The organism is Rhizobium sp. CB3060 (assembly GCF_025200735.1).
Classification (GTDB): Bacteria; Pseudomonadota; Alphaproteobacteria; order Rhizobiales; family Rhizobiaceae; genus Rhizobium.
This window is the reverse complement of record NZ_CP104159.1, coordinates 1,521,712-1,548,106: the sequence shown is the minus strand read 5'-3', so window position 1 is coordinate 1,548,106 and position 26,395 is coordinate 1,521,712. Positions and strand designations below refer to the sequence as shown.

The 26,395-nt window shown below is 60.4% G+C and carries 24 protein-coding genes; 7 read left to right on the top strand and 17 right to left on the bottom strand.

Annotation, left to right across the window (positions count from 1 at the left end; translation table 11 throughout):
- Window positions 1–14: 14 nt before the first annotated feature.
- Window positions 15–1,082: an ABC transporter ATP-binding protein gene (locus N2601_RS26500; protein WP_260304321.1), complete on the top strand. Its 1,068-nt coding sequence runs from the start codon at window positions 15–17 to the stop codon at window positions 1,080–1,082.
- Window positions 1,083–1,134: 52 nt separating this feature from the next.
- On the opposite strand, the gene cueR is transcribed toward N2601_RS26500, so the two are convergent.
- Window positions 1,135–1,602, bottom strand: a complete 468-nt coding sequence (gene cueR / locus N2601_RS26495; protein WP_104827365.1) for a Cu(I)-responsive transcriptional regulator — start codon at window positions 1,600–1,602, stop codon at window positions 1,135–1,137.
- 57 nt (window positions 1,603–1,659) lie between these two features.
- Window positions 1,660–4,152 carry a heavy metal translocating P-type ATPase gene (locus tag N2601_RS26490; RefSeq protein ID WP_260304320.1) on the bottom strand — a complete coding sequence of 831 codons (2,493 nt, stop codon included), beginning with the start codon at window positions 4,150–4,152 and terminating at the stop codon, window positions 1,660–1,662.
- Window positions 4,153–4,313: 161 nt separating this feature from the next.
- Between N2601_RS26490 and N2601_RS26485 the strand changes: the two genes are divergently transcribed.
- The 4 genes from N2601_RS26485 (at window position 4,314) to N2601_RS26470 (ending at window position 7,082) form a co-directional block, all read left to right on the top strand.
- Window positions 4,314–4,508, top strand: coding sequence for a heavy-metal-associated domain-containing protein (locus tag N2601_RS26485; protein WP_260304319.1), 195 nt, complete (start codon window positions 4,314–4,316; stop codon window positions 4,506–4,508).
- A 15-nt stretch (window positions 4,509–4,523) separates the two neighbouring features.
- The gene (gene copM / locus N2601_RS26480; protein ID WP_260304318.1) at window positions 4,524–4,934 is read left to right on the top strand and encodes a CopM family metallochaperone; all 411 of its coding nucleotides are present in this window, start codon (window positions 4,524–4,526) and stop codon (window positions 4,932–4,934) included.
- Between the two features lie 113 nt (window positions 4,935–5,047).
- Window positions 5,048–6,526 (top strand): multicopper oxidase family protein, encoded by a 1,479-nt coding sequence (locus N2601_RS26475; RefSeq protein ID WP_260304317.1) that lies wholly within the window; start codon window positions 5,048–5,050, stop codon window positions 6,524–6,526.
- Window positions 6,527–6,743: 217 nt separating this feature from the next.
- A complete protein-coding gene (locus N2601_RS26470; protein ID WP_260304316.1) occupies window positions 6,744–7,082 on the top strand; it encodes a carboxymuconolactone decarboxylase family protein in 339 nt (112 codons plus the stop codon).
- A gap of 117 nt (window positions 7,083–7,199) precedes the next feature.
- Here N2601_RS26470 and N2601_RS26465 read toward each other — a convergent pair whose 3' ends face one another.
- From N2601_RS26465 to N2601_RS26445, 5 genes are all read right to left on the bottom strand, one after another.
- Complete coding sequence (locus N2601_RS26465; protein ID WP_285170237.1) at window positions 7,200–7,991, bottom strand: amino acid ABC transporter ATP-binding protein; 792 nt, start codon at window positions 7,989–7,991, stop codon at window positions 7,200–7,202.
- An 11-nt stretch (window positions 7,992–8,002) separates the two neighbouring features.
- Window positions 8,003–9,292: an amino acid ABC transporter permease gene (locus N2601_RS26460; RefSeq protein ID WP_260304315.1), complete on the bottom strand. Its 1,290-nt coding sequence runs from the start codon at window positions 9,290–9,292 to the stop codon at window positions 8,003–8,005.
- A gap of 1 nt (window position 9,293) precedes the next feature.
- Complete coding sequence (locus tag N2601_RS26455) at window positions 9,294–10,547, bottom strand: amino acid ABC transporter permease (RefSeq protein ID WP_260304314.1); 1,254 nt, start codon at window positions 10,545–10,547, stop codon at window positions 9,294–9,296.
- 115 nt (window positions 10,548–10,662) lie between these two features.
- A complete protein-coding gene (locus tag N2601_RS26450; protein ID WP_260304313.1) occupies window positions 10,663–11,679 on the bottom strand; it encodes an amino acid ABC transporter substrate-binding protein in 1,017 nt (338 codons plus the stop codon).
- 147 nt (window positions 11,680–11,826) lie between these two features.
- The gene (locus N2601_RS26445) at window positions 11,827–13,065 is read right to left on the bottom strand and encodes a MalY/PatB family protein (protein WP_260304312.1); all 1,239 of its coding nucleotides are present in this window, start codon (window positions 13,063–13,065) and stop codon (window positions 11,827–11,829) included.
- Between the two features lie 114 nt (window positions 13,066–13,179).
- Between N2601_RS26445 and N2601_RS26440 the strand changes: the two genes are divergently transcribed.
- Window positions 13,180–14,079, top strand: a complete 900-nt coding sequence (locus tag N2601_RS26440; RefSeq protein WP_260304311.1) for a LysR family transcriptional regulator — start codon at window positions 13,180–13,182, stop codon at window positions 14,077–14,079.
- Here the strand turns inward: N2601_RS26440 and N2601_RS26435 are convergent, their stop codons facing one another.
- The 10 genes from N2601_RS26435 to N2601_RS26390 all read right to left on the bottom strand — a co-directional run bounded on the left by N2601_RS26435 (window position 14,080) and on the right by N2601_RS26390 (window position 24,922).
- Complete coding sequence (locus N2601_RS26435) at window positions 14,080–14,835, bottom strand: alpha/beta hydrolase (RefSeq protein ID WP_260304310.1); 756 nt, start codon at window positions 14,833–14,835, stop codon at window positions 14,080–14,082. It abuts the gene before it with no gap.
- A gap of 122 nt (window positions 14,836–14,957) precedes the next feature.
- Window positions 14,958–15,800: a VOC family protein gene (locus tag N2601_RS26430; protein WP_260304309.1), complete on the bottom strand. Its 843-nt coding sequence runs from the start codon at window positions 15,798–15,800 to the stop codon at window positions 14,958–14,960.
- Window positions 15,801–15,813: 13 nt separating this feature from the next.
- A complete protein-coding gene (locus N2601_RS26425) occupies window positions 15,814–17,046 on the bottom strand; it encodes an MFS transporter (RefSeq protein WP_260304308.1) in 1,233 nt (410 codons plus the stop codon).
- 14 nt (window positions 17,047–17,060) lie between these two features.
- Window positions 17,061–18,167 (bottom strand): flavin monoamine oxidase family protein, encoded by a 1,107-nt coding sequence (locus N2601_RS26420; protein ID WP_260304307.1) that lies wholly within the window; start codon window positions 18,165–18,167, stop codon window positions 17,061–17,063.
- 272 nt (window positions 18,168–18,439) lie between these two features.
- Window positions 18,440–19,120, bottom strand: a complete 681-nt coding sequence (locus tag N2601_RS26415) for a cupin domain-containing protein (RefSeq protein WP_260304306.1) — start codon at window positions 19,118–19,120, stop codon at window positions 18,440–18,442.
- Window positions 19,107–20,147, bottom strand: coding sequence for an alcohol dehydrogenase (locus tag N2601_RS26410; protein WP_260304305.1), 1,041 nt, complete (start codon window positions 20,145–20,147; stop codon window positions 19,107–19,109). The genes N2601_RS26415 and N2601_RS26410 overlap by 14 nt, the downstream gene beginning before the upstream one ends.
- Before the next feature lie 13 nt (window positions 20,148–20,160).
- Window positions 20,161–21,300 (bottom strand): flavin monoamine oxidase family protein, encoded by a 1,140-nt coding sequence (locus N2601_RS26405; RefSeq protein WP_260304304.1) that lies wholly within the window; start codon window positions 21,298–21,300, stop codon window positions 20,161–20,163.
- A gap of 210 nt (window positions 21,301–21,510) precedes the next feature.
- Entirely contained in the window at window positions 21,511–22,434 is a 924-nt protein-coding gene (gene gcvA, locus N2601_RS26400; protein WP_260304303.1) for a transcriptional regulator GcvA, read from the bottom strand.
- A 161-nt stretch (window positions 22,435–22,595) separates the two neighbouring features.
- A complete protein-coding gene (gabD, locus tag N2601_RS26395; protein WP_260304302.1) occupies window positions 22,596–24,047 on the bottom strand; it encodes an NADP-dependent succinate-semialdehyde dehydrogenase in 1,452 nt (483 codons plus the stop codon).
- Window positions 24,048–24,097: 50 nt separating this feature from the next.
- Window positions 24,098–24,922 (bottom strand): bifunctional allantoicase/(S)-ureidoglycine aminohydrolase, encoded by an 825-nt coding sequence (locus N2601_RS26390; RefSeq protein WP_260304301.1) that lies wholly within the window; start codon window positions 24,920–24,922, stop codon window positions 24,098–24,100.
- Window positions 24,923–25,365: 443 nt separating this feature from the next.
- On the opposite strand from N2601_RS26390, the gene N2601_RS26385 reads away from it, so the two are divergent.
- Window positions 25,366–26,058, top strand: a complete 693-nt coding sequence (locus N2601_RS26385; RefSeq protein ID WP_104827345.1) for a hypothetical protein — start codon at window positions 25,366–25,368, stop codon at window positions 26,056–26,058.
- The last annotated feature ends 337 nt before the right edge of the window (window positions 26,059–26,395 follow it).

The following is a 26,395-nucleotide window of genomic DNA, read 5'->3' as shown; positions in this document are numbered from 1 at the left end:
ATCGGGAGAGATCCATGGCAAAACTGACCATTCGCAACGCCATCAAACGCTACGGCGCGCTTGAAGTGCTGCATGGCGTCTCCGTCGCCGCGCAGGACGGGGAATTCGTCGTTCTGGTCGGCCCCTCGGGCTGCGGCAAATCCACTTTGCTGCGCATGATCGCCGGGCTTGAAAGCATCAGCGACGGTGAGATCGAAATCGGCGACCGCATCGTCAACGATCTCGAACCCAATGAGCGCGATATCGCCATGGTGTTCCAGTCCTACGCGCTCTATCCGCATATGACCGTGCGCGACAACATGGCCTTTTCGCTGAAGCTCGCGCGCCGCAGCAGGCAGGAGATCGAGCAGAAGGTGAGTGATGCCGCCGCGATCCTCGACCTTGCCGCACTCCTCGATCGCTATCCCCGGCAATTGTCCGGCGGGCAGCGCCAGCGCGTGGCAATGGGGCGCGCCATCGTCCGCAACCCGGCGGTCTTCCTCTTCGATGAGCCGCTTTCCAATCTCGATGCGAAACTGCGCGTGCAGATGCGCACGGAGATCAAGACGCTGCACCAGCGGCTCGGCACCACCATGGTCTACGTGACGCATGACCAAATGGAGGCCATGACCATGGCCGACCGCATCGTCGTCATGCGTGGCGGCCATATCGAGCAGATCGGCTCGCCGCTCGAAATCTACGATGCACCGGCCAACAGCTTCGTCGCCGGCTTTATCGGATCGCCATCGATGAACTTCATAGACGGCCTCGTTGTCGAACGGGGCGGAGCCATGGAATTGCAGGCCGCGGAAAATCTGCATTGGCCGCTGCCGGAAAGCGCCCGCCGCCATCTCGGTCGATCCGTCCAGCTCGGCATCCGGCCGGAACACATCGCCGTCGATGCAGACGGCGTGCAAGCCAAAGTGATTATTATCGAGCCGACCGGCTCCGATACGCATCTGCAACTACAAGCCGGGACCCACTCCATCGCCGCCGCCGTGAGGGATCGCCCTCCCGTAGCCACAGGCCAGGCGATCCAGCTCAAAATCGACACCGCAAAGGCGCACCTGTTCGACCCATCGAGTGGCGAACGGCTCGGTTAAAGGATGGCTATGGTTACTACTAGCAATTAGGCGCCCAGGCATTCCCCAAGTCTCAAAACTTGCGCTTCATCCGGTCACGCGGCGAGATTCTCGAAGTATATTTAGGGTTGGCGATGCGGGCATCATCCGTATCGCGGGTCTCCAAATCGTCCAGAATAGGGCAGCCCGGACGGTCGTCCCCGGTGCACTTCGTAGCCAGCTCCTCAAGAGTTGCGGCCATCTGCTCCAGTTCCTGAATTTTAAGCCGAAGCTCGGCGATGTGGGCAAGCGCAATCCGTTTGACATCGGCACTTTGCCGTTCGCGGTTGACCCAGAGATCCAGTAGCGTCTGAATCTCCGCAACCGGAAAGCCGACATCCCGCGCGCGGCGGATGAAGCGCAACACGTGGACATCATCCTCCGAATAGTCGCGATAACCTGAAGCCGTACGATCGGCCGCCTGAATGAGGCCGGTTTGTTCGTAATAGCGGATCATCTTGGCCGATACGCCCGATGCCTTTGCCGCTTGTCCGATATTCATGAGTTTTCTCCTGCGTAGGGTAGCCGGTCCCGTGCGGGACCGGCTGTACCTGGTTTATCAATTGGCGACCCTGAACCGGCGGAGCCTCAGCGCATTGCCGAGCACGAAGACGCTCGAAAGGGCCATGGCACCCGCCGCGAAGACCGGCGAGAGCAGGATGCCGAAGGCCGGGTAGAGAGCACCCGCGGCGACCGGGATCAGGGCCGTATTGTAGGCAAAGGCCCAAAACAGATTCTGGCGGATGTTGCCGATCGTCGCCTTGGAAAGCGCAATGGCGTTTGGCACGCCCTGCAGGCTGCCCGACATCAGGACCACATCCGCGGCCTCGATGGCGATATCCGTGCCCGTGCCGATGGCGAGACCCACATCCGCTTCGGCAAGCGCCGGGGCGTCGTTGATGCCGTCACCGACGAAGGCGACCTTGCCATACTGGCTCTTGAGGCCGCTGATCGCGTCGACCTTACCATCCGGCAGCACTTCGGCTACGACCGCGTCGATGCCCAACCGCGCCGCAACGGCGTTCGCAGTGCGGGCATTGTCGCCGGTAATCATCGCGACCTTGAGGCCGAGATCGTGCAGGGCCTTGATCGCCGCGGGAGTCGTGTCCTTGATCCGGTCCGCCACGGCGACGATCGCCGCGAGCTTGCCGTCAATCGCGGCATAGAGGGGTGACTTGCCCTCGTTGCCCAGGCGTTCGGCGACCGAGGCGAAACCGGCGACGTCGTAGCCAAGCTCGACCATGTAGCGATCGGCGCCGATTTGGACCAGCTTGCCTTCGACCTTCGCCTGCACGCCGAAACCGGTAACTGATTCAAAATCCGACACGGACGACAGCGAGAGACCTTCCCCGGTGGCGGCGTCGACGATCGCACGGGCGATCGGGTGCTCGGACTTGGCCTCGACGGCGGCGATGAGGCTGAGGACGGTCGGCCTGTCAAACCCGGTGGCCAGTTCCAGGTCCGTCAGCGTCGGCTTGCCCTCGGTCAGGGTGCCGGTCTTGTCGACGGCGACGACCTTGGCGTCCTTGAGCAATTGCAACGCCTCGCCCTTGCGGAACAATACGCCGAGCTCTGCGCCGCGCCCTGTGCCCACCATGATCGAAGTAGGCGTCGCCAGACCCATGGCGCAGGGGCACGCGATGATCAGAACCGCCACGGCGTTGACGAGCGCAAAGGTAAGGGCGGGCGAGGGGCCGAAGTAGAGCCATGCCACGAAGGTAATTGCGGCCACAGCCATGACGGCCGGCACGAACCACATGGTTACCTTATCGACCAGAGCCTGGATGGGCAGCTTGGAGGCTTGCGCTTCTTCGACCATGCGAATGATTTGCGATAGCACGGTGTCGCCACCCACGGCGGTCGCCCGGAACGCAAATACACCTTTCTGGTTCACCGTGCCGCCGACAACCGCGCTGCCTGTGGTTTTCGATACCGGGATCGGTTCGCCCGTAATCATCGACTCGTCGACATAGCTGTTTCCTTCAACCACTTCTCCATCGACGGGAACACGTTCGCCGGGCCTGACTTCGACGATATCACCGGCGACAACCGAGCCGATCGGCAGATCGACAGCCTTGCCATCCCGGCGAACACGGGCGCTTCTGACCTGAAGGTCGACCAGGCGCTTGATCGCCTCGGAGGTGCGTCCTTTGGCGCGGGCCTCCAGCAGGCGGCCGAGCAGGATGAGCGTTACGATGACACCGGCGGCTTCGAAATAGACGTTGATCGTGCCAGGGGGGAGGAAACCGGGCGCGAAGGTTGCGACCAGCGAATAGCCATAGGCCGCGAGCGAGCCGATGGCGACCAATGAGTTCATGTCTGGGGCAAGCCGCCCAAGTGCCGGAAGTCCCTTATGATAGAAGCGGATGCCGGGGAGAAAAAGGACGAGCGTCGTCAACGCGAATTGGATGTACCAACTCCACTGCATGCCGATCGTTGATTCGATGAGGCTGTGAACGCCCGGGATGAAATGCGATCCCATCTCCATGAGAAAGACCGGCGCGGTAAGCACGGCGGCGATGGTAAAGTCGCGGCTGAGCTCGCGCCGCTCGGCATCCTTCTTCCCGGCGCGCTCGGTGTTTTCGTCCTCTCGGTCGGCACCGATAAGCTTCGCCTCGTAGCCGGCGTTTTCGACCACCGCGATCAGGGTTGCCGCATCCGCCGATCCTTTGACCGTAGCACGCTCGGTCGCAAGGTTGACGGCGGCCTCGCTGACGCCTGGAACAGCCTTCAAGGCGCGTTCGACGCTGCCCACGCAGGATGTGCAGGTCATGCCTTCGATCGAAAGCTCGATGGAACTGGCCGCAGGCGCGAAATTCCCAGGCACGGAATAGCCGACGTTTTCGACAGCCTGGACGAGTTTCGCGCGGTCGATGGCTGCGTGCGCCATTATGCTCGCCTTTTCGGTGGCGAGATTGACGGATACGGAATCGACGCCAGGCACCTCTTTTAGGGCGCGTTCGACGCTGCCCACACAGGATGCGCACGTCATGCCGTCGATAGGCAGAGATATGACCGTCGATAAATCCGTTGGCCGGACTGAACTATTCATGGGAGGTCCTTTCACGCTCCGGAATTTGAATGTGAAGGGAAGGTGGGGCTTCCAACCATGGGAAGGTCAATAGCATTTTTTTTCGTCGGACGGCACTTGACCTTACCATGGTTGGAAACTCCACTTTGAGTGCCGTGAGATCAAAACCAAGGAGAATTCTCATGGAACTCAGAATCGAAAACATGACCTGCGGCGGCTGCGCAAGGTCCGTTACCAAGGCAATCCAGTCCGTCGATCCCGACGCCAAGATCGAGACCAATCCCGATGCACGCACGGTCAAGATCGAGACGACCGCCTCTCAGCCGGCACTTCAGCAGATTCTCGAAAAGGCCGGCTATCCGGCAACTGCGAGCTGATCAGGGAGCAAGATCATGAATAAGCTCACCCCGATCTTCATCGCCGGTGCGATCGCTATCAGCGCGGGCCTGGCGATCGCGCAGAGCCAGTTGAAGACGAACGACGCAACATCTGCGGATCATTCCATGCCGGGAATGGACATGTCTGGCGCGGAGACTACCTCATCCAGTGCCTCGTCCACCCAAGCATATGCGGCCGCAAACGACCGCATGCACAAGGACATGATGATCGAGTACAGCGGCGATGCCGACACCGACTTCATGCGCGGCATGATCCCGCATCATCAGGGCGCGATCGATATGGCCAAGGTTGCGCTGCAATACGGCAGGGATCCCGAAGTCCGCAAACTCGCCGAAGATGTGATCAATGCTCAGGAAGACGAGATTGCCACGATGAAGAAATGGCTCGCCGAACACGGCAAATGATGACTGGAGGGCGGCTTATCGAAGCTGCCTTCGGCTCAGAAACAAGAAACGCGATATTGCGGTGAGCGGCCTTATGGGCGGATCGCTCCCAAACGACCAAAAGGAAGCAATCGATGTACCGACGTACTTTTCTGACGGGCCTGGCAGGCCTTGCGATTTCCGGGCCTGCCGCGGCCCAGATGATGCACGACATGGGCAACATGACCGGACACGGCGCTCGCAACATGATGCCTATGGCCGGCAACAAACTTGTTTTGCCGGAAGGGCAGCCTCTGCGCGAGTTGCCGCGCCTGATGAACCAGGCCAGCGAGGCCGGCCTGTTCAAGGCGAGGCTTGCCGCAGAGCCGGGCCTCGTTCGTTTCGCCGAGGGGCTCGATACGCCCGTGCTGCTCTATAATGGCGGAAATCCCGTGATCGAGGCGCACGAGGGCGACCGGATCGAGATCAACTTCAAGAACGGCATTCCCGGCGAACCGACGACGGTTCATTGGCATGGGATGCCGGTGCCGGCCGATCAGGATGGCAGTCCCATGGAGCCAGTCGTTTCGGGCAGCGAGCGCATCTATGCTTTCGATCTGCCGGAAGGCAGCGCCGCATCCTATTGGTTTCATCCCCATCCGCACGGCCTTACCGCCGCTCAGGTCTATCGCGGCCTCGCGGGCATCTTCCTCGTGAAACCGAAGAGCGATCCGATCCCTGCCGAATATGGCGATACGGTTCTGATGTTCACCGATCTTCGGATTGCCGAAGACGGAAGCATGCCGGCGAGCAACATGATGGACCTGATGAACGGGCGTGTCGGCGACCATGTGCTGGTCAATGGCCAGAAAAACCCAGCCCTGGCCGTGGCGAAAGGCGAGAAGCGCCGCCTGCGTCTGTTTAACGCGACAAACGCGCGGTTCTTCCGGCTGAAGTTCGAGAATGCCGCCATGGTGCTCGTCGGAACGGATGGTGGCCTTATCGAGGCTCCCGTCGCCGTCGACGAACTGCTGCTTGCGCCCGCCGAGCGTGTCGAGCTGATCGTCTCCTTTGACAAGCCGGGAACGGCAAGGCTCACCACGCTCGACTATGAGCGCGGCTGGATGGGGCCGGGTAAGCCCGAGGAGGCCGGCATGACCTTGCTGACGGCAAATATTTCGGAGAAACCGGCGCCCGCCATGCCCCCGGTTCCGGTGAAGCTGCGCACTATTGAATCCCTCGCAAAGCCGATGGTCACGCGTCGCTTGGTGCTGACGGAATCCATGAAGGGCATGGAGATGGAGTTCCTGATCAACGGCGCTACCTTCGACATGACTCGCGTCGACGAAGTCTCGAAGGTCGGGCAGGTCGAACTCTGGGAAATCGTCAACCAGGCGGACATGGATCACCCATTCCATGTGCATGGGACGCAGTTCCAGATTGCCGAGCACGAAAAGGACGGCCAGGTCACCAAGCCATCATACCGGGCCTGGAAGGATACCGTGAACGTCGTAGCCGGCGAGACCGTACGCATCCTGTTGCGACAGAATTTGCCGGGGCCGCGCATGTATCACTGCCACATCCTCGAGCACGAGGATCTCGGCATGATGGGCACGGTCGATGTTCAGGCCTGAGCACCCCTTCGTCAATCGAAACGCGGAGGGAAAAGAGACGTTATCTTCCCTTCGCCTTCGATGAGCAATGCTCATGGCAACGTGAAAACATACCATTTCTGCTCATGAAGCTTATCCGCTACTCCTGAGGCCGATGTGGGCGCTACCTCTCTGTTTTAACTAGGGGATCGGGCTTGCCGTCACATCGGATCAACCCAAATTCACGGAGAACCTTCAAATGCTCGGATGGGGAAAATACCGGCAGGAACTGTCGTCGCGCGTTGCTGAACTTGGCCAGCTATCGCCGGCTACGCTCGAGGGTGTCCGCACCCTCGGCGGCGCTGGCCAGAAGACCGGCCGGCTGGATGCCAAGACCCGCGAGCTGATCGCGCTTGCCGTGGCGGTGACGACGCGCTGCGATGGCTGCATCGCCAGCCATACTGCCGAAGCCGCAAAAGTGGGCGCAACGCGCGAGGAAATCGCTGAGGCACTCGGCGTGGCGATTGCCCTGAACGCAGGCGCGGCTTTGGTTTACTCGTCGCGCGTTCTGGATGCTTTCGACACCGTCGGCGGCTGATCACGGTGCGAAGGAAAAGCGGAGGAGGGCAAGATACTGTCCTTCTCCACAAGTCAGCCATCGAGGAGGTCAATGCGCATTCAGAGCCGCGGCAGCGCTCGTGAGCTCCGACGATGCCTAATGACCCAGGATCTGACTGAGGAACGCGCGCGTGCGTTCCGATTGCGGCGCGCTGAAGAATGCTTTCGGTTCGTTCTGCTCCACGATCTGACCCTGATCCATGAAGATCACCCTGTTAGCCACGGCCTGCGCAAACCCCATTTCATGGGTGACGCAGAGCATGGTCATGCCCTCTTCGGCGAGCGCGATCATCGCATCGAGCACTTCCTTGATCATTTCGGGATCGAGGGCCGAGGTCGGTTCATCGAACAGCATGACGCGCGGCTTCATGCAGAGCGATCGTGCGATCGCAACACGCTGCTGCTGACCGCCTGAGAGCTGGCCGGGATATTTATGCGCCTGATCCGGAATCCTGACCTTCTCAAGGAAGTGCATGGCGAGTTCCCTGGCTTCCTTTTGCGGCATCTTGCGGACCCAGATCGGGGCGAGGGTGCAGTTCTGAAGAATGGTCAGATGCGGAAAGAGATTGAAGTGCTGGAATACCATTCCGACTTCGCGGCGGACCTCCTCGATCTTCTTCAGGTCGTTGGTCAACTCGATGCCGTCGACGACGATCTTGCCGGCCTGATGCTCCTCAAGCCTGTTGATGCAGCGGATCATGGTCGATTTGCCGGAGCCGGACGGGCCGCAAATGACGATCCGCTCGCCGCGCTGAACGGTGAGATTGATGTCGCGCAGGGCGTGAAACTCGCCATACCACTTGTTCATGGCCGTAATTTCGATGGCGACGTCTGCAAGACCGATCCGGCCGTCCTGGGGGAAAGCTCGTTGCGTAACAATGCTTGTCATGCGCATTTCTCCTAACGATGGTCCGTCTTCAGCCGGCGCTCGAGATACATCGAGTAGCGCGACATGCTGAAGCAGAAGACGAAAAACACGGCGCCGATGAAGATGAAGAGTTCCCAGTAAATCCCCTGCCAGTTCGTGTTAGCGCGAATGGCTGCGGCAAGGGCGATCGGATCGAGAAGACCGATGAACATGACGAGCGTCGTGTCCTTGAAGAGACCGATGAAGGAATTCACGATGCCAGGAATGGAAATCTTGAGCGCTTGCGGCAGGATGATGAGCCGTTGAGACTTCCAGTAATCGAGCCCGAGTGCTTCCGCGGCTTCGTATTGCCCACGCGGCAGGGCCGCCAAACCACCACGAATGACCTCGGCCATGTAGGCGCTCGCAAAGAGCGTCACCATGATGACGACGCGCAGAATGAGGTCGAAGTCGGTGCCGGGCGGCAGGAAGTAGTTCAGGAGCAGCGAAGCCGTGAACAGCAGCGTGATAAGCGGCACGCCGCGGATGAATTCGATGAACATGACGCTCAGCATATGGATGAGCGGCAGCTTGGAACGACGGCCAAGCGCGAGCAGAATGCCGAGCGGCAGCGACAATGCAATTCCCGTCACGCCGATGATGATCGAGAGCAGGAACCCACCCACGTCACGCGATGCGACAGTATCGAGAACGACCGGAACGAGACCGTTTACGTCTGATGTGACGGGTTGGACGGCGTAGATCCACCAAAGGGTCGCGGCGAGGATGGCGATGCTGACACCAAGCCCTCGACCGATACGTGCCGTCAGCATGAACAGCCCAGCGGCGACGGCAAAGCCGAGGTAGACGGAGACCGGAAACCATAGGCTTCCGCCCCAGATCAGCCAATAGGCGATGCCTGGATAGACGGCGCTGAACCAGAGCGCACGCGCCGGCACAGCGCGGAACAGGACCGGCGCCAATGCCACGAATAGCAGCCCGAAAGCCAAAACCGGCCGCCAATAGAGATTGGACGGGTAGAAGCCGAACAGAAGCTGCGGCCAGCGGTCACGAATGACACCCCAGCACGCACCGGGCGCTCCACCCAGGAGTTGCCGACATTCGGCAAGCGAGTTGGCTTTCCAGATGGAATTGCCAAGCCAAGGTGCGATGGCCACGGTGAGCCACACAACCGTCATCACCGACGCGACAGTCAGAAATGTACTGAGCCAGCCGTTGAACAGGTTCTTTCTCGCCCATCGCATCGGGCCGTTTTGGCCGACGGGTCTGGCCGAGGGGGAAACCAAGTCCTGGCGCACCCAGGAGACGTTGTGCATGTTCATCTTAACGCTCCTTCAGCCTGACGCGGTCGTTGTAGATGTTCATGACGCCGGAGATGATTAGGCTGATGCTGACGTAGATCAGCATCATCAGCAGCATGCCCTCGAGCTCGCGGCCGGTCTGGTTGATTGTGATGCCGCCGAGCGTCGAACGAAGATCCATGTAGCCGACGGCAAGGCCCAGCGACGTGTTCTTGGTGATGTTGAGATATTGCGAGATCAGCGGTGGCACGATGACCCGCAAGGCCTGCGGCAGGATCACCAGACGCATCGTGCGACCTGACGAAAGCCCGAGCGCATGAGCGGCCTCCGTCTGCCCTCGGGAAATCGCAAGGATGCCGGAGCGGACGATCTCCGCAATGAAGGCGCCGGTATAGACGCTTAGCCCGATCCAGAGCGCGATGAAGGAATTGCGCAGTTGCAGACCGCCCGTGAAGTTCAGCCCCTTCAAGGCGGGATAGTCGAAATGGAAGTCGAGCGTATAGAGCAGGGCGATCATCGGCACTGTGCAAACAATCAAGCTCTTCCACCAGGTCGCCGGTCGCCGGCCGGTCGCGCTTTGGAGCCGTTGCGCGTGCTTGATCAGCCCTCGGCGGACGAGAAGCGAAAATGCGAGCACGCCGAAGATCGCCACGGAATTGAGGTCGAGCATGCCGAGGCCAATGTCGGCCTGGCCCAGGCTGCGAGAGAAATCAGGCACCGGCAGGTAGATGCCGCGGTTCGTGATAGCGACGCTGTCCCAGAGGATCATGGAGGCCGTCGGGTTTTCGCCGCGGAAAGCGTTCGGCGCCGGCATGGCCTCCGACATGACCGCCGCCACCACGATGATCCAAAGCAGGGCGGGCACGTTGCGGAAGCTCTCGACATAGGCGGTCGTCAAGCGGGCGACGATCCAGTTGTCGGAAAGCCTCAGAACGCCCGCCAACACGCCAAGGATCGTTGCGGTCACGCAGGCGAGCGCGGCAACGATCAGCGTGTTGAGCAGTCCGACCACGGCGGCGCGGGCATGGGTGCTGGTGCTCGAATAGTCGATGGCGTGAGGTGAGATGTCGTAACCGGCTGTGGCCCACAGGAACCCGAAGGAAAAGTCCTTTCCGAGGGCGGCAAGGTTGCGGATCGTATTGTCGACCAGCCAGGCAGCCGCAAGGACAAGCATGATGAATGCGAGAACCTGGATCGTGCGGGCTCGGTAGCGGGTGTCGTTAAAGAGCATGCTCAGGTGAAACGGCTCGCGGCTAGCGTCGCTTTTCATTGCCATGAGTGATCTCCCTGAAGGTTCGCTGCGCGACCTTCGGCGCACAATGAGTGCGGTGTGGGCAAACGAGGACGGCGAAAACGAATGGCGCGGGCCGAGCCCGCGCCATAAGACGTTTTCAGCGGAACGGCAGCGGGTACATCAGGCCGCCCTGGTTCCACAGAGCGTTCTGGCCGCGGGACAAACCGATTGGCGTCTTTTCGCCAATGTTCTTGGCAAAGATTTCCCCGTAATTGCCTTCGGCGGCGATCGCACGCTTCGCCCAGGCGGCATCCAGGCCCAATTGTTGGCCGAGATCGCCTTCCTTGCCCAGCAGGCGATTGATTTCCGGATTATCCGTGCCGGTGGAGAGCTTCTCGACATTCTCGGCCGTGACGCCGAGTTCTTCGGCTTCGATCAGTGCGTTCAGTGTCCACCGCGCGACATCGGCCCATTGATCATCGCCCTGGCGCACCAGCGGGGCCAAAGGCTCTTTCGAGATGACGTCAGGAAGAATGATATGGTCCTGCGGATTCCTGAAGCTGGAACGCGTGGACGCAAGGTCTGAACCATCGCTCGTGTAGACGTCACAGGCACCCGCCAAGTACTTCTGCGCGATATCAGCATTGTTCTCGACCGGCACCGGCTCGTACGTCATGCCATTTTTGCGAAAATACTCGGCGAGGTTAAGCTCGGTTGTGGTGCCGGTCTGAATGCAGATCGTTGCGCCGTTCAGATCCTTGGCGCTCTTGGCGCCGAGCGTCTTCGGTACCATGAAGCCCTGACCGTCATAGAAGTTTATGCCGGCGAAGGTGAACTTCAGGTCCACGTCGCGGGAAAACGTCCAGGTCGTCGTGCGGGACAAGATATCGATTTCGCCCGAGGCGAGCGCCGTAAAGCGCGTTTGGCCTGTCGTCGGAACGAAGTTTACCGCCTTGGGGTCTTTTAGGACCGCGGCTGCAATGGCACGGCAATAGGCGACGTCCATGCCTTGCCAAACGCCGGATGCATCCGGCGCGGAGAAACCGGCCTGACCGCCGGTCACGCCGCAGTTCAGCTTGCCGCGCGCCTGAACGTCGGCCATCGTGCCGGCCGAAGCGGTACCGGCCGTCAGCGTTGCCGCGGCAATCGCGGCAAGGGCAATCATTATTTTCATTTCGCATTCTCCCAGTTTGTGATCCGGCAGCTGGCTTTTTGCCGATTCTCCGCTGCTAAGATCGGTTGAGTTCCCAATTTTTTCGTCGTCATCGGCATGGCCGAAGACGATCGTCATTTCCGCGTGAATCCGATGATGGCTTGGCCCTCAAAGTGCGGCGACGGCGGCGGTGATGCGCCGGATCGATTCATCGACGATTGCGCGTGGGCAGCCGAGATTGACGCGCATGAATCCATGCCCCTCGATGCCGAACTTCTGGCCCTTGTCGAGCCAGACGCGCGCCTTGGTCAGCATGAATTTATTGAGGGCATCGGCATCCATTCCGAGGCCGTGGCAATCCATCCAGGCCAAGTAGAGGGAGTCAGTCGGAAGGACCTTCAGGCGCGGATCCGCTTGGTGGATCGCGGTAGAAAAATGCGCGTGATTTACCCTGAGATAGGCCAGCATATCCTCAAGCCATGGCTCGCCATGCGCATAGGCGGCCTCGGCCGCAACCATCCCCAGCACGTTGACCAGTTCGAAGACATTGCGCTCATACTGGCGGCACAGTTCGTCGCGGAGCCTCTTGTTCGGGACGAAAGCATTGGCGCTCTGGAGACCCGGCAGGTTGAACGTCTTGCTCGGCGCGGTGCAGGTGATGCTGTTTTGCGCGAACGCTTCGCCGAGCGAGGCGAACGGGATGTGTCTCTTGGACGGGTTGAGGATCAGATCCTCGTGGATCTCGTCGGAGATGACCAAGACATCGTTGCGAGCGCAGATTTCGCCCATCGTCCGCAGCTCGTCCTCCGACCAGACGTTGCCGGTCGGGTTATGCGGGTGGCTGAGGATGAAAATCTTCGTATTGCCGCGGATCGCCGCTTCGAAAGTCTTCTCGTTGAACCGATAGCCATCGCCGGTGAATTCGAGCGGTGCATAGGCGAGGTGCCGGCCATTCAAAAGGACGTCGTTGTGAAAATGCGCGTAGACCGGCGGTTGGATCAGGATGCTGTCTCCTGGCGCCGAAAAAGCCTGAACGGCCGTCTTCAGCGTGGTGATGATGCCGGACGTCTGGAGGATCCATTCCTTCGCGACGTCCCAACCGAAACGCCGCTGCTGCCAACCGATCACAGCGTCGACATAGGAAGTGGTTCCCCCGCCGGGATAGCCGAAGACGCCATGATCGACCGCCGCGTGAAGCGCGTCGATGACGGCTTGCGGCGCCTTGAAGTCTGTGTCGGCCACCCACATCGGCAGGGGATCGGCCGCAGCTTCGTCGGGCGTCAGCAGCTTGCCTGCATAGGCCCATTTCATGGAGTTGCTGTTCTTGCGATCAATGACCTCATCAAAAATCGATGATGTCTGCGCATAATCTGCAGGGGGATGTTGCGCAGTTGCCAGCTTCGTCACAGCGGTTTCCTTTCGTCTCGGCTGCCTCGTTGAGGCCTGATTGACGAAAAGGTAGCCGCATTACATTATGAGCGGAAATGGTATGATTTCATCTACTCATGAGTTGGTATCATAATGATCGATCGTCAGCACCTTGCGATTCTGAGAGAAGTCAGCCGCCGTGGTAGCGTCACTGCGGCCGCCGAAAAGCTGAACGTCACCCAGTCGGCTCTGAGCCATACGATCGCCAAGTTCGAAGAACGGCACGGCATCAAGATCTGGATGAAGACTGGCCGGGGCCTGCGCTTGACGCAGACGGGCGAATATCTGCTGAGCATCGCCGAACGTATCCTGCCTCAGATGGAGCATGCGGAACGGGTGCTCACCGATTTCGCGGTGGGAAGGAGGGGAGCGCTTCGTGTCGGCATGGAATGCCACCCCTGCCAGCGATGGCTCACGAGAATAGCGACACCATATCTGACGACGTGGCCCGACGTGGATTTCGACGTGCGCACGGCCTTTCGTTTCGATGGCGTGGAGGCGCTCCTCGGTTATGAGATCGACCTGCTGATAACGCCGGACCCCGTGGAAGCGCCGGAGTTGCGTTTTACGCCTGTGTTTGATTACGAACTGGTCCTGATGGTGCATGAGACGCATCCTCTTGCCAGCCGCACTTGTGTGCAGCCGCAAGACCTGCTGGATGAAGAGCTGATCACGGTTCCCGTCACTCTTGAGCGCCTGGACATCTACACCCAATTTCTTGTTCCGGCGCACTGCCGGCCTCGCCAGCATCGCACCGCCGAAACCATCGACTTGATGCTGCAACTCGTCTGCGCGGGCAGGGGCGTGACGGTTCTTCCGGATTGGCTGCTGCATGAGGATGCGTCCGGATTGCCCATCCGTGCGCTCCGTCTGGGAGACGCCGGCATTCGGAAGAGCATCAATCTGGGCGTACGGCGCGGCGAGGAAACCATCCCCTACATCGACGGTTTCCTGAAGCTTGCTCTGGAGATGGGGCGCTCAGCTTTGCCGTGATCAGTTGCCAAGGGCCTTCTTTATGGCCCATGCAAAGCCCGGCCTGGCGGAGCCGATATGGTCCTTGCCAGGGATCACGGTCGAGGATATTCGCAGACCGCTGTAGCCGCGCGAGCGAAGACGCTCTTCAAACTTGTGCATGCCGGCGACCATGTCGCGGCTTTTTTCTCTATGAGCGGAGTCGTAACCACCGGTTTCCAGACTGCCGACATAAAGGAGCGCCTCGGCATTGAGTTGGTGATGCCCTTCAGCGTAACCGGCTTCAAGGTCAAAGATCGCTTCGTCTGCGAACCAGAAAGACGGGCTTCCCAGGAGGTAGGTCTGAAACAGCGAGGGTTCGGTTAGAAGGATGCGCGCACCCAATAACCCTCCATAGGAATGCCCCCAGAAAATGCGCCGGTTGGATGCGACCCGGTAGTGGTCTTGGAGATATGGCAGGACGACATCGCCAAGATACCGCTGATAGGCGGCTGCGCCGCCATAGAGCTTTCCGCTGCTCGGAAGGGCGACCGGTGTATAATCGCGGCGCCGGCTATCCTCAAGGTTCTCGCCAAGGGCGTAGGAGAGGCCAACGATAACGGCTTGGTCAATGGCATTGCTGTTTGCGAGCGCTCGGGCGTCGCAACTTAAGGTCGGAAAAGCCCGGCCGCCATCGGCGATGATCACCAGAGGATAGGTCTTTCCGGAACTCTCGGAATAGTCCGAAGGCAGGCTGACGTAGATCTCGTAACGGCGGCGCGAAACAGGATCCGGCAATTGCACCGTCAGATGATCGCTTTTCGAACAAAGCGATTTGGTTTCAGAGGCTGAAGAAGGCAATGAAACCGGCATTGCCGTCACGAGCACTAGCAAAAGGACAAGGGCAGCTCGGATACGCATCAGTCGGCCGAGACAAAGCTGATGGCTACACCGAAGGCGTTCTCGGGCTTCACGACAACACAAGCGCCGACCATGCTGAATGCGATGCCCGCTTCCGATAGCAGAGCTTGCTGTCGCGCCAAATCTGGAACGGCGACCGTATAGCCCGTGAAGCCGCTGTCGCTTCCACTCTTCTCCGCGACGAGTTTGCCATTTTTCGCCAGCTCATAAGCCACCTGAGTGTGGTCGGGCCTGTTCGGCTGGACATCTGTGAAGTCTGCCAGGAAGCCGGCATGATCCATAGGGTCCGCGCTCGCCAGCGTGACCGCCAGGATGTTTGTCGCGCCGTTCGGGTGCTTCTGAAAATCCGAATTCCAGAAGTTCTCAGGAAAATGCTGCTGGCAAACGAAGAAGGAAGCGTTTGGAAGCTTAGGGTCCATGGCAAAGGCCAGCGTGAAGGCGACATGCGTCTCGCTGCCATCTGGACGGCGCCCCTTGCGTTCGAAAAAGAACGGTTCGAATTCGCCAATCTTCCTTTGCGAAAACGCCGCCGCGTCCGCCTTTGCGTCCGGGCTGTCGAGCACCAACATCGCAAAGCCTTCGCGCTTCCTGAGGTAATCCCGCATGAAAGCGCCGAAGCTGAAGCGCCGAGGTTCATGCGGCGGGATCAGTCCGGGGTCGTCGCCCACCGTAATCAGCTCGATGAAGGAAGAGCCGAACTGGACAAGCCGGTTTTCGGTGCCCCAGGGATGGCGATTGCGGGCTCCAACCTTGAATCCGAGGCGCGCATAAAACTCCGCTGCGGCCTCAAGATCATGAACCGCGAGTACAATGTGATCGATACGGCGTCTGGAAGCGGGCATTGCACTCAACCTTTCATCTGCTTTTTGTCAGCCTCGCCGCACGCCAAACCAGCGGAACAAGGATGAAGGCCACCGCGGGCAGCACTAGCCAATTGATAGTGCTCCAGCCAGAGCTATGCAGCAGTGATCCCGAAAAGAATGAGGCGCAAGCGACTGTGCCGAAGACCATGAAGTCATTTGCGCCCTGCGCCTTGCCGCGTTCGGACGGAGAATGGCAACCGGCAACCATGGCGGTGGCGCCGATGAAGCCGAAGTTCCAGCCGATCCCCAAAAGGACCAGCGATCCCCAGAAATGCGCGATGTCGAGGCCGCTCAGTGCGATGAGCGCCGAAGCGCCGATCAGGAGGAGACCTACCGCGGCAACACGCTCCTTGCCAAAGCGCGCCATCAGCCGGCCGGTAACGAAGCTTGGACCAAACATCGACAGAACGTGCCATTGGATGCCGAGTGCTGCAGAGTCGACGGAATGGCCGTGGCCAACCATAGCCATCGGTGCGGCCGTCATAACGAAGGTCATCAGCGCATAGGATACGACGCCCGTGGCGACCGCCAGGAGATAGCGCGGCGAACACAGGATTTGAGACAGTGGCCGGCAGTCTGCCATTTCTGTCGAACCCGCCTTGGGTGTCTCAGGGCGGCGGAGTGCCAGCAGGATCGGAAGGGCGAGCATTGCCAGTGCCGCTTGACTGAGGAAGCTGCCGGCAAAAGAATGCCCTGGAAGCGCCTCGCGCGTCCAGATGACCAACTGTGGTCCGATCACCGCCGCAATCAATCCGCCGACCATCACGCGGGAGATCGCCTTGTCGCGCGCTGCGCCAATCAGGCCGTCGGTCGCTGCGAAGCGGTAGCTCTGCACATAGGCCGAATAGAAGCCAGCCATGAACATGCCGATGCAGAAGACGAGAAAGCTCGCGTTGAGGATGCCGATAGTGGCGACGAGGCCTGCTGTCATGCCGATCGTTGCACCGAGAAGATAGCCGGTTCGACGCCCGAACCGCCGCATGATGGCGGATGCCGGCAACGTCCCGAGAGCAAGCCCCAGATTGAACATGCTGACCGGCAATGTGGCAGCGGTAGGATTGGATGCTAGTTGTTGCCCGACAAGTCCGCCCAAGGAGATTATGATGGGGGAACTCGCCCCTCCGAGAGATTGGGCAGCCGTCAGCACCCAGACATTCCGGGAAGCGATATTCTGCTGTTCCGACAAACCGGTCGTGTCGCGGAACGTCCGATCGACGATTCCCATGGGCAAGGGTCCTTTCAATTCCTATTTGTCGCGAGCTTATTGATAATGTCGGTAGCCGCGCGAGTGGATGCCTCCACTGCGCCAGCCAGATAACCGGCTTCTACCGAGCTGGCCTCGCTCCCGGCCAGCACAAGCCGATCCTTCCACGGGCCGGTGATCCAGCCTTCATCCGGGGCGTGCGGATGGCCGGCGGAAAACCAGTCGGCGGATGTTGCCGTCAATGGATCGGCGGCCCAGTCCTTGTAGAGCGTGGCCCGCGGCTGGGCAGCTTCCGGCCCAAAGATGCGAGCGAACTGTTGGACGCAGGCCCTAGTCAGCGCTTCCTCACCTATCGCCGCGCGTTGCTCCGCACCCATTCCAACGAAGCCGAACAGCGCCGCACTGCCGGTGGACGTCGTCGCATCATGGATCTCCGCCAGAGGCCCGACCATGCTCTGCGCCGTGCCCGAAAAGCCTGCCTCCCGCCAGAAGGGACGATCATAGACGGCAAAAAATTTTGCATGCGGCGCCATCCAGGTCGGGGTTTGTCGCCATAGCTCAATCGTCGCCGCTTCCTGGGGCGGCTCGAACCGAACGGTCGATTCCAGGATACGCGGCGGCAGGGCCGCTATGACCTGTGACGCCCGCAATTTCTCCTTCTGTCCGTCTGCGAAGCGGATCGACAGCTTCACCCCGGCATCTGTCAGGCGCATCTTGGTGACCTGCGCTCCGCACCGCAGCCGCTCTTCCGGCAAGTCCCGCGCCAGTGCCCGGACCAGCGCGGCAGACCCTCCGACAAGCCGCATCGTTTCGGGTTCTTGATCCAGTCCGGGATAGCGCTTTGCCGATTCCCGCGACATCCGTTCGAAGACGATGTCGCCATCACTATTCTGCACGAAAGTTGGCAGATCGAGCTCCGCGACGAGTGTGGCGATCGCAGGCTGCATCCGGGGCCAGAACCAGGAGGGCCCAAGGTCGAAGCCGTCTGCGTCAGGCTGGCCTGACTCGTTGACGGTCTGGATCCGGCCGCCGAGTGTTGTTCTTGCCTCAAGGAGCAGGAATTCGATCCCTGCCGCATGCAACAGGCGCGCCGCATTCAGCCCCGCCAAACCTCCGCCGATAATCGCAACCTCTGTGTTCATCTGTCTCTTTTCCGGGAAGTTGGTCCCAGCGGCGCTTGCGTCGTTCAAGGCGGCGAATATGCCAATAAGGGAGTGGCAAGTGGTCCGCTAGGTCAAGGGCAGGCGGCCGGCGGGACGAATTCGTTGATCCGCGCGGCCATACCATGGGGCCTATCAAATCAGAAATGACGTTGCGTCATGTATCGATGAACTGCGCTCATAATGCTGAGATTCGACGTGCCTCAAGCAGATGGCGCTGGCTCACGCGCGGATAAGAGTCCTTCCCGCTGGTTTCAGTCGGGCATCGGCAACACGTCGGGGTGCTGGAGAGGGGCATCCTTGATCCAAATCTGCGCACCCTCCGGCCCCGTCATTGCTTCAAGTGGCTCGCCTGCAGGCAAGCGACCCCAGCTCTGTGGCTCCAGTAGCTCGCCCCGAACTGTAAGGCTGCCCGAAAGCACGAAGAATTCGAGGCCGCGGCGATTTTCAACCTTTATGGCGAAATCTGGCTGACAGTTCTCAAGCGAAACCCGTTCTTTTTCGTCTTCGAAGAGAACACGCACTGCTTCGGCCCCGTCGCGCAACGATGCCGCTTCGCCCTCGCCAGGCTGGCGGACGATTTGCACGTCGTCGCCCTTCCGGAACTGCCAAAGGCGCACGAAGATCGTGCAGCCCTCTTCCGATGCGGGCACATGCGAGGTGCCGGGCGGATTGCGGAAATAACTTCCCGCCGGGTAGTCGCCATGTTCGTCCTGGAAGGTTCCCTCGAGCACGAGTATTTCCTCGCCGCCGGCATGGACGTGGCGCGGAAAGGCGCTACCCGGCGCGTATCGCACGATCGAGGTTGCCCGGGCGACTTCGCCGCCGACGCGATAAAGCATCCGCCGATCCACGCCGGCGGCAGGACTCGGCTTCCAATCGAGCCCGGCCGCGTGGACGATGACCGGTTTCGTCAGGTCTTCATTGATGCGCATTGGACTGGTCTCCCATCGTCAGGACGATCCGGAACTTCACGTCGCCGGATCTCATTCTTTGAACGGCTTCCGCAGCTTGTTCCAGCGGCATGGTTTCGATCATCGGGCGCACTCCCGCCAGGACGCTGAAATCCAGCGTCTTCTCATTCTCGAACGGCGTACCCGTCATCGAGCCGATGAGGCCTCGCTCGCCGCCGACCAGGTATCGCGTCGACACAGGGAGCGGATCCTTGCCAACGCCGAGCACGACAAGGCGACCTTCCGGTGCAAGTGCGGGCATCAGCGCCGTGACCGCCGCCGGATTGCCGGTCGTCGTCAGGATCGCTTTCGCGCCGCCCATCTCGTTGAGAGCGTCGGCGGCGTTTTCCCTATTCGTATCAATGTAGCGATGGGCACCAAGGTTCATCGCATCTGTGGCAATATCGTCGCCGCGTCCGACCGCTACGGTCCGAAATCCCATCCTGCGGGCATATTGCAGCGCCATATGCCCGAGGCCGCCAATTCCGAGAATGGCGACGGTATCGCCAGCCTCGGCGCCCGATTTCTTCAGCGCGTTGAATGTTGCGAGCCCCGCGCACAGGATGGGAGCGGCCTCCTCGGGCGACAGTTCGTCCGGAATGGAGACAAGCCCGGTCGCCCGCACGATCATCATTTCGGCATAGCCGCCATCGCTGGAAGCGCCGACCACGGTCTGGTTGCGGCAGAGATTGAAGCGGCCACGACGGCACTCGCGGCACTCGTTGCAATGGCCGCCGAGACGGCCGACGCCGACGCGCTGTCCCACCTTCCAGATCGAGGGCGTATTCGGACCAACAGCGGCAATACGGCCGATCACCTCATGGCCGGGAACACGGGGCGGCTGCAATGTGGGATCAGCATTGTCGATGTCGCTGGCATCGGCACCGCAGATGCCGCAGGCTTCGATGGCGATCAGGACTTCGCCCGCCTTGGGTACAGGGGTTTGCCGCTCCACCAGTTCAAGACCGTGTTGCGCGGTAATCTGCATCGCCCGATAAGTTGCCTTCATGACTTCCGCTCCTTTATGCGTTGGACATTGTCGGGATCGCTGTTTGCGGACCCGATCTGTTGATCAGGCTGATAGCGGCACGTTCCCCGGCTTCGACGGCGCCAGCCAGATAGCCGGGGTCGTGAACTGCGGTTTCGCTGCCCGCCAAGGTGATCCGATCGCTCCAATTATTGTCGGTCCATTCTCGACGGCGGCCGTCGGGATGGCCGGTCGCCATCTGGTCCAGGGAGGTGGCTGTCAGAGGATCTTCGGCCCAGTCCTTGTAGAGCGTTGCCGTCGGCCTCAATGCATCCGGTCCAAACAATTGCCCGAGCTGGGCGATCGAAGCCTCGATGATGGCGTCGCGACCGACTTCTCTTCTGTAGTGTGCCGCAACGCCGACGAAGCCGAAGAGGGCTGCTTTCCCCGACGCGGTGGTGGCGTCATGGATCTCGACGAGTGGACCGGCCATGCTCCGCGCCGCGCCGGAAAGTCCGGCCGCTCGCCAGAAGGGGGCCTCATAGAGAGCGAAGAACTTCGCGTGTGGCGCCATCCAAGTCGGCGTCTCGCGCCAAAGCTTCTGAAGCAATGCACCCGGCGCCGGATCGAATTCGACCGTCTCGGCCAGCAAACGCGGCGGTAGCGCGAAGATGACATGGCCGGCGGTGATCTCCTCGACCGCATCGTTCGCACCAACAAAGTACATAGTGATGCCCCTGTCTGTTCGCTGGACTCGGGTCACTTTGGTTCCGAGACGTATGCTGTCCGGCGGCAAACGCGCTGCCAGCGCAGAAATGATCGAACCACTGCCGCCCACCAACCGCATGGACTGTGGGTCTTGCCGGAGCGTGCGATAGTGCTCGGTCGCCGTCTCCCGCGAACGCTGAAACACCGTCGCGCCATGGCTGTGCTGGGCAAAGAACTCAAGGCCCAATTCGTGTGCGAACCGGCTGATGGCGGGATGCACATCCGGCCAGAACCAGGATGGGCCAAGATCAAATCCATCGCCCGAAGTTTTGTTGTCGGGATCTGTCGTCAGAATACGCCCGCCCATACGATCCCGCGCCTCGATCAAGCCGAAACCGATGCCCGCGCGATGGAGGCGGTAGGCGGCCGTCAGGCCGGCGAGCCCGCCGCCGATGATCAGAATGCTCTGCGAAAGGGAAGATGTCATTGGAGCGGCCTAAGGGTCGGCGTTCCGGCCCTCCTGTTACGGGTGGCTCAAGCCACGGCGTAGAAGCGGATCTCCTACGCGGCGGCCAGAAGCGGTTTGAGCCATTTGATGCCCCTGAAAAGTCGCCCTGACAAATGAGAGTTTCTTGCGCCCGACAAAGGAAATCTTTGCCGTGCTTGCGGGAACCGATCGGGAGAAGACTTATCCCCGTCAGGATCGGATCGTGGATGCTTCCTCGATCAGCCAACTACGAAACGCCTGCAACTTCGGCAGCGAAGCGTATTCCGAACGGTAGACCACGTAGTAGGCTAGCTTTGAAGGCACGCTTACCCCGGGAAACAGGCGCTGGAGCCGCCCGGCTGCCAGATCGTCATACGCCAGAATACTGCGCGCCAGCGCGACACCATGTCCCTCGATCGCGGCCTGAAGGACGGCGGCGGAATTATCGATCCTCATGCCTCTCTGCGGTTGGCTCTCGGGCACACCGGCCGCCCGCAGCCAGATGTCCCAGGTGACGAAGCCGATCGCCGGATCGACCGAGAGGTCGTGGATGAGCGTGGTTCGCATGAGATCGGGCGGCGTGGTCAAATTTCCGATGTCGCCGAAACTGGGTGAGCAGACCGGAAAGACCTCCTCATCCATCAATTTCTCCGCAACCAATCCTGGCCAGTTCCCGTCGCCATATCGGACACCCACGTCTATGCCATGCGCTTTGTAGTCGACGAGTTTCAGGCTCGTCTCAAGGCGGATATCGGTGTCCGGCGATCTGGCCTGGAAGCGGTCAATGCGCGGAAGCAGCCACTTGGCGGCGAAGGCCGGACTGACTGTGACGTTGAGGATGCCGCTGGTCGCGGAGTCCCGAAGCCGTTCCAGTCCAATCCCGAGGCGATCGAGTCCGGCGCGGATATCCGGAAGCGCGCGCTCGGCGCTTTCGGTCAAGGTCAATCTGGTCTTGCCGGTGGCGCTACGATGAAACAGCGGAGCTCCCAGCCAGTCCTCGAGCCCGCGCACCATTTGCCCGACGGCCGCCGCGGTCACGTTGAGTTCTTCCGCGGCGCCGGAAAAGCTGCCGTGACGTGCACTGGCTTCGAAAGCCCGCAGCGCATTCAGATAAACCGGTGATTTCTTGTTCAAGGGACTTTCTCTTGCGCGGATTGCGGACGACCGATCGCCTAAAGATATTAAGCAACGTCTCCGTTTTGCGCTATCCGCCTCGCCGTCCTTGTACGCCGGGTTGCGGTCGCGGCGAGGGGAACGAGGCGACAAGCCTCGATCACCCTCGCGTAGCGTCGGCCTCAGACGACGCCGCCGAGGCAGACATATTTGATTTCGGTGAACTCCTCGATGCCGTAGCGCGATCCCTCGCGGCCGAGACCGGAGAGTTTGACGCCGCCGAAAGGCGCTTCGGCCGTCGAGATCAAGCCGGTATTGACGCCGACCATGCCGTATTCGAGCGCTTCTGCGACGCGGAAGACGCGGGCGAGATCCTTGGCATAGAAATAGGAGGCAAGACCGAATTCGGTGTCGTTGGCCTGGGCAATGACATCGGCCTCGTCCTTGAAGCGGAAGAGCGGAGCCACCGGTCCGAAGGTCTCTTCCTTGGCGACAGCCATGGCGGGGGTAACATTGGCAAGCACCGTCGCCTCATAAAAGCGTCCGCCGAGCGGATGGCGATGACCGCCGGCAACGACGCGGCCGCCCTTGGAAAGCGCATCGGCGACATGCTCCTCGACCTTGGCAAGGGCTGCCTCGTCGATCAGCGGGCCGAGATTGATGCCTTCGTCGAAACCATTGCCGGTCTTCAGTGCGCCGACCGCCTTAGAGAGTTTTTCGGCAAAGGCATCATAGACACCGTCCTGCACATAGAGACGGTTGGCGCAGACGCAGGTCTGGCCATTGTTGCGGAACTTGGCGATCAACGCGCCTTCGACGGCCGCATCGAGATCGGCATCGTCAAAGACGATGAAGGGCGCATTGCCGCCGAGTTCCAGTCCGAGTTTCTTGATGGTCGGCGCGCTCTGCTTGTAGAGCTCGGCGCCGACTTCGGTCGAGCCGGTGAAGGTGAGCTTGCGTACGACCGGGCTTGCCGTCATCTCGCCGCCGATGGCGCGGGCCGAGCCGGTCAATACGCTGAACAAGCCCTTGGGCAGGCCGGCGCGTTCGGCAAGCACAGCTATCGCAATCGCCGAAAACGGCGTCTGCGAGGCTGGCTTCAGCACCATGGCGCAGCCGGCGGCAAAGGCAGGACCGGCCTTGCGGGTGATCATCGCATTCGGGAAGTTCCAGGGAGTGATCGCCGCAACCACGCCGATCGGCTGCTTCATCACCAGAATGCGCTTGTCTTTCTGGTGGCCGGGGATGATGTCGCCATAGACGCGGCGCGCCTCTTCGGCAAACCATTCGATGAAGCTGGCGCCATAGGCGATCTCGCCCTTGGCCTCGGGCAGCGGCTTGCCCTGTTCGGCCGTCAGGATGCGGCCGAGATCATCCTGGTTTTCCATCATCAGCTCGAACCAGCGCTTGAGGATGCCGGAGCGTTCCTTGGCGGTGCGGGCGGCCCATTCCTTCTGGGCGGCTTCGGCCGCGGCAATCGCCTTCCTGGTCTCCGCAGCACCCAGATTGGGAACGCTGCCGATGATCTCACCGGTCGCCGGATTGTCGACCTTGATTGCGTTGTCACCTGCCTCGATCCAGTCGCCACCGACCAATGCGGCCTGCCGGAATAATGTTGCGTCTTTCAAATGCATGACGGCCTCCTCGCGGATCCTTAAGGTCCTGATATCACATGCCAGCCTTGTTATCGGGACAGCTTCATATGGCGATTGACGTCCTTGTAAAGGAGGTAGCGGAATTTCCCCGGCCCTCCAGCATAGCAGGCCTGAGGGCAGAAGGCGCGTAGCCACATGAAATCGCCAGCCTCGACTTCGACCCAATCCTGATTCAGCCGATAAACGGCTTTGCCCTCGAGTACATAGAGACCATGCTCCATCACATGGGTTTCCGCAAACGGGATGACGGCACCGGGTTCGAAAGTCACGATCGTGACGTGCATGTCATGGCGCAGGTCTAATGGATCGACGAAGCGGGTGGTTGCCCATTTCCCTTCCGTCCCAGGCATTGGCGTTGGTGCAATTTCCTGCTCATTGGTGAAAATTGGCTCTGGTGCGTCCAGTCCCGGGACGGTCTCATAGGCCTTGCGAATCCAGTGGAATCGCGTGGCGACCGATCCGTGATTGCGAAGTTGCCAACCGCTCGAGGGTGGCAAGAAGGCGTAGCCGCCGGCATGGAGAACATGAACGTCTCCCCCCAACTCGATCGTCACCTCTCCTTCCAAAACGAAGATCACTCCTTCGGCGTGCGGATCCGATTCCGGCTGCTCGCTACCGCCGCCTGGGGCGACCTCCATGATGTACTGCGAGAAGGTTTCCGCGAAGCCGGAGAGCGGGCGCGAGAGCACCCAAAGGCGTGTTCCGTTCCAGAAAGGCAGATAGCTGGTGACGATGTCCATCATCACGCCCTTAGGGATCACGGCATAGGCTTCGGTAAAGACCGCACGGCCGGTCAGAAGGTCAGTCTGCGCCGGAGAGCCGCCCTTCGGCGCGAAATAGGTCGGTTTTGTCATTTTGCACTCCGCGAAATGTGGCGCCTATGATCTTCGCCTGATCGAGGGCGTCAGGATGTGGCGAACATGATATCGGTTTGCCTATATCCGGCGGGCTTGTCCAGTCGCCGATGGTTCTGCAGCAAACTTTCCTACCCGTTTATCATGATGGCGCGTCGATCTCTCCTGGATGCTCAAAGCGTCTCAGACGCAGCGACTGGACCGGAAGGGGGATGGTCTCCGATGAGCCGAAAATCTCGATCTAACTTCGAAAATTAATGCCCGCATAAGGGGATAAAATGGGTGGAACAAGTTGAAATGGAAACAACTTAAAGGAATAGTGGCGGCCACGGTCAAAGTCGGGGCCGGAACGTCGAATTCTAAAATATCTGTTTTTGCCCGTCGTTGAAATCTCATCCGAGAGCGATGCGCGCGCTAGGCATACTTTGAGAAAAAGGGTCGGAATGAAAAAGCTTATGATTCTGGTGGCTATCACTGTGGCGACTCTTTCTGCGTCCGCCAGCGCCGGACCGGTCACCACCAAGGGCGGGTATGAATATGATCGAAATCAACTGAGCGATGCCACTGTTCTCAACTGGAACATCCAGGCATGCAGCCACGGTGGCATCAACCCGGACGCGCAACAGAAACTTGCGAAACTGATGGGCGTTTCAGAGGCCAATGTCCGTCTTGAGTTCTGTCGCCGCGTCCTCACCGCTTACGCGAAGGGAGCCATCCCCTACGAGGATTACGTTCAATTTGTCCAGGGTCACCTCATGGCTCCAAGCATCATGAAGGCCTTGAGGATCGCCGGTTCGGCCCCGCTGAAGCCGCAGAGCCATGGACAAGGCGACATAGTTCTTCCGGTTTCAGCGAAAATGGACTCTGGCGAGACGTTCAAAGGCTCCACGATAGCCTCGCGCGAAGGCGGACGTTTCTCGGTTCAATCGTCGCGCCATTCTGTGAAATGTTCCGGCACCTACGATCCCAAGGATCGGCGCCCGACAGTCACTCTTCCGGTCAAATGCTCGGACGGTCGCACAGGCCAGGCCGAGGTCACGAGAGCGCCGGACCTCATGTCCGGATGGGGGAAGGTGAAACTGTCCGACGGAAGCGCCGGTCGACTGGTCGTTGGGTCAGTTCGCAAGCAGCCGTAACAGGCAGCTAAAGCGCCCACGGGCTGGCCACGTACCCCGCGGGCTGCTGTCTCCGTCGCGAAATTAAGCGTTAGCCCCGATCGGGGCTGGCGATCCCGGTGCCGCGTTTTTCCATGAGAACCACGCAATCGATGGACCGCGCCTCGCGCAAGCTTCGGATCAGGTGCCACTGCTACGGATACTTATAAGAAACATCCTAGCGAGTCGCGCGGGCACTATGAAATTAAAAGCAGTCAGCTAGTTCGCAGTTGCGTTTATTCCTGCGCCTCTGCCAGTGTCGCAGCCTACTATTCGAAAGCCGCTGTGGCGGCTTGATGGGCGGACAAGCAAGGCGTGA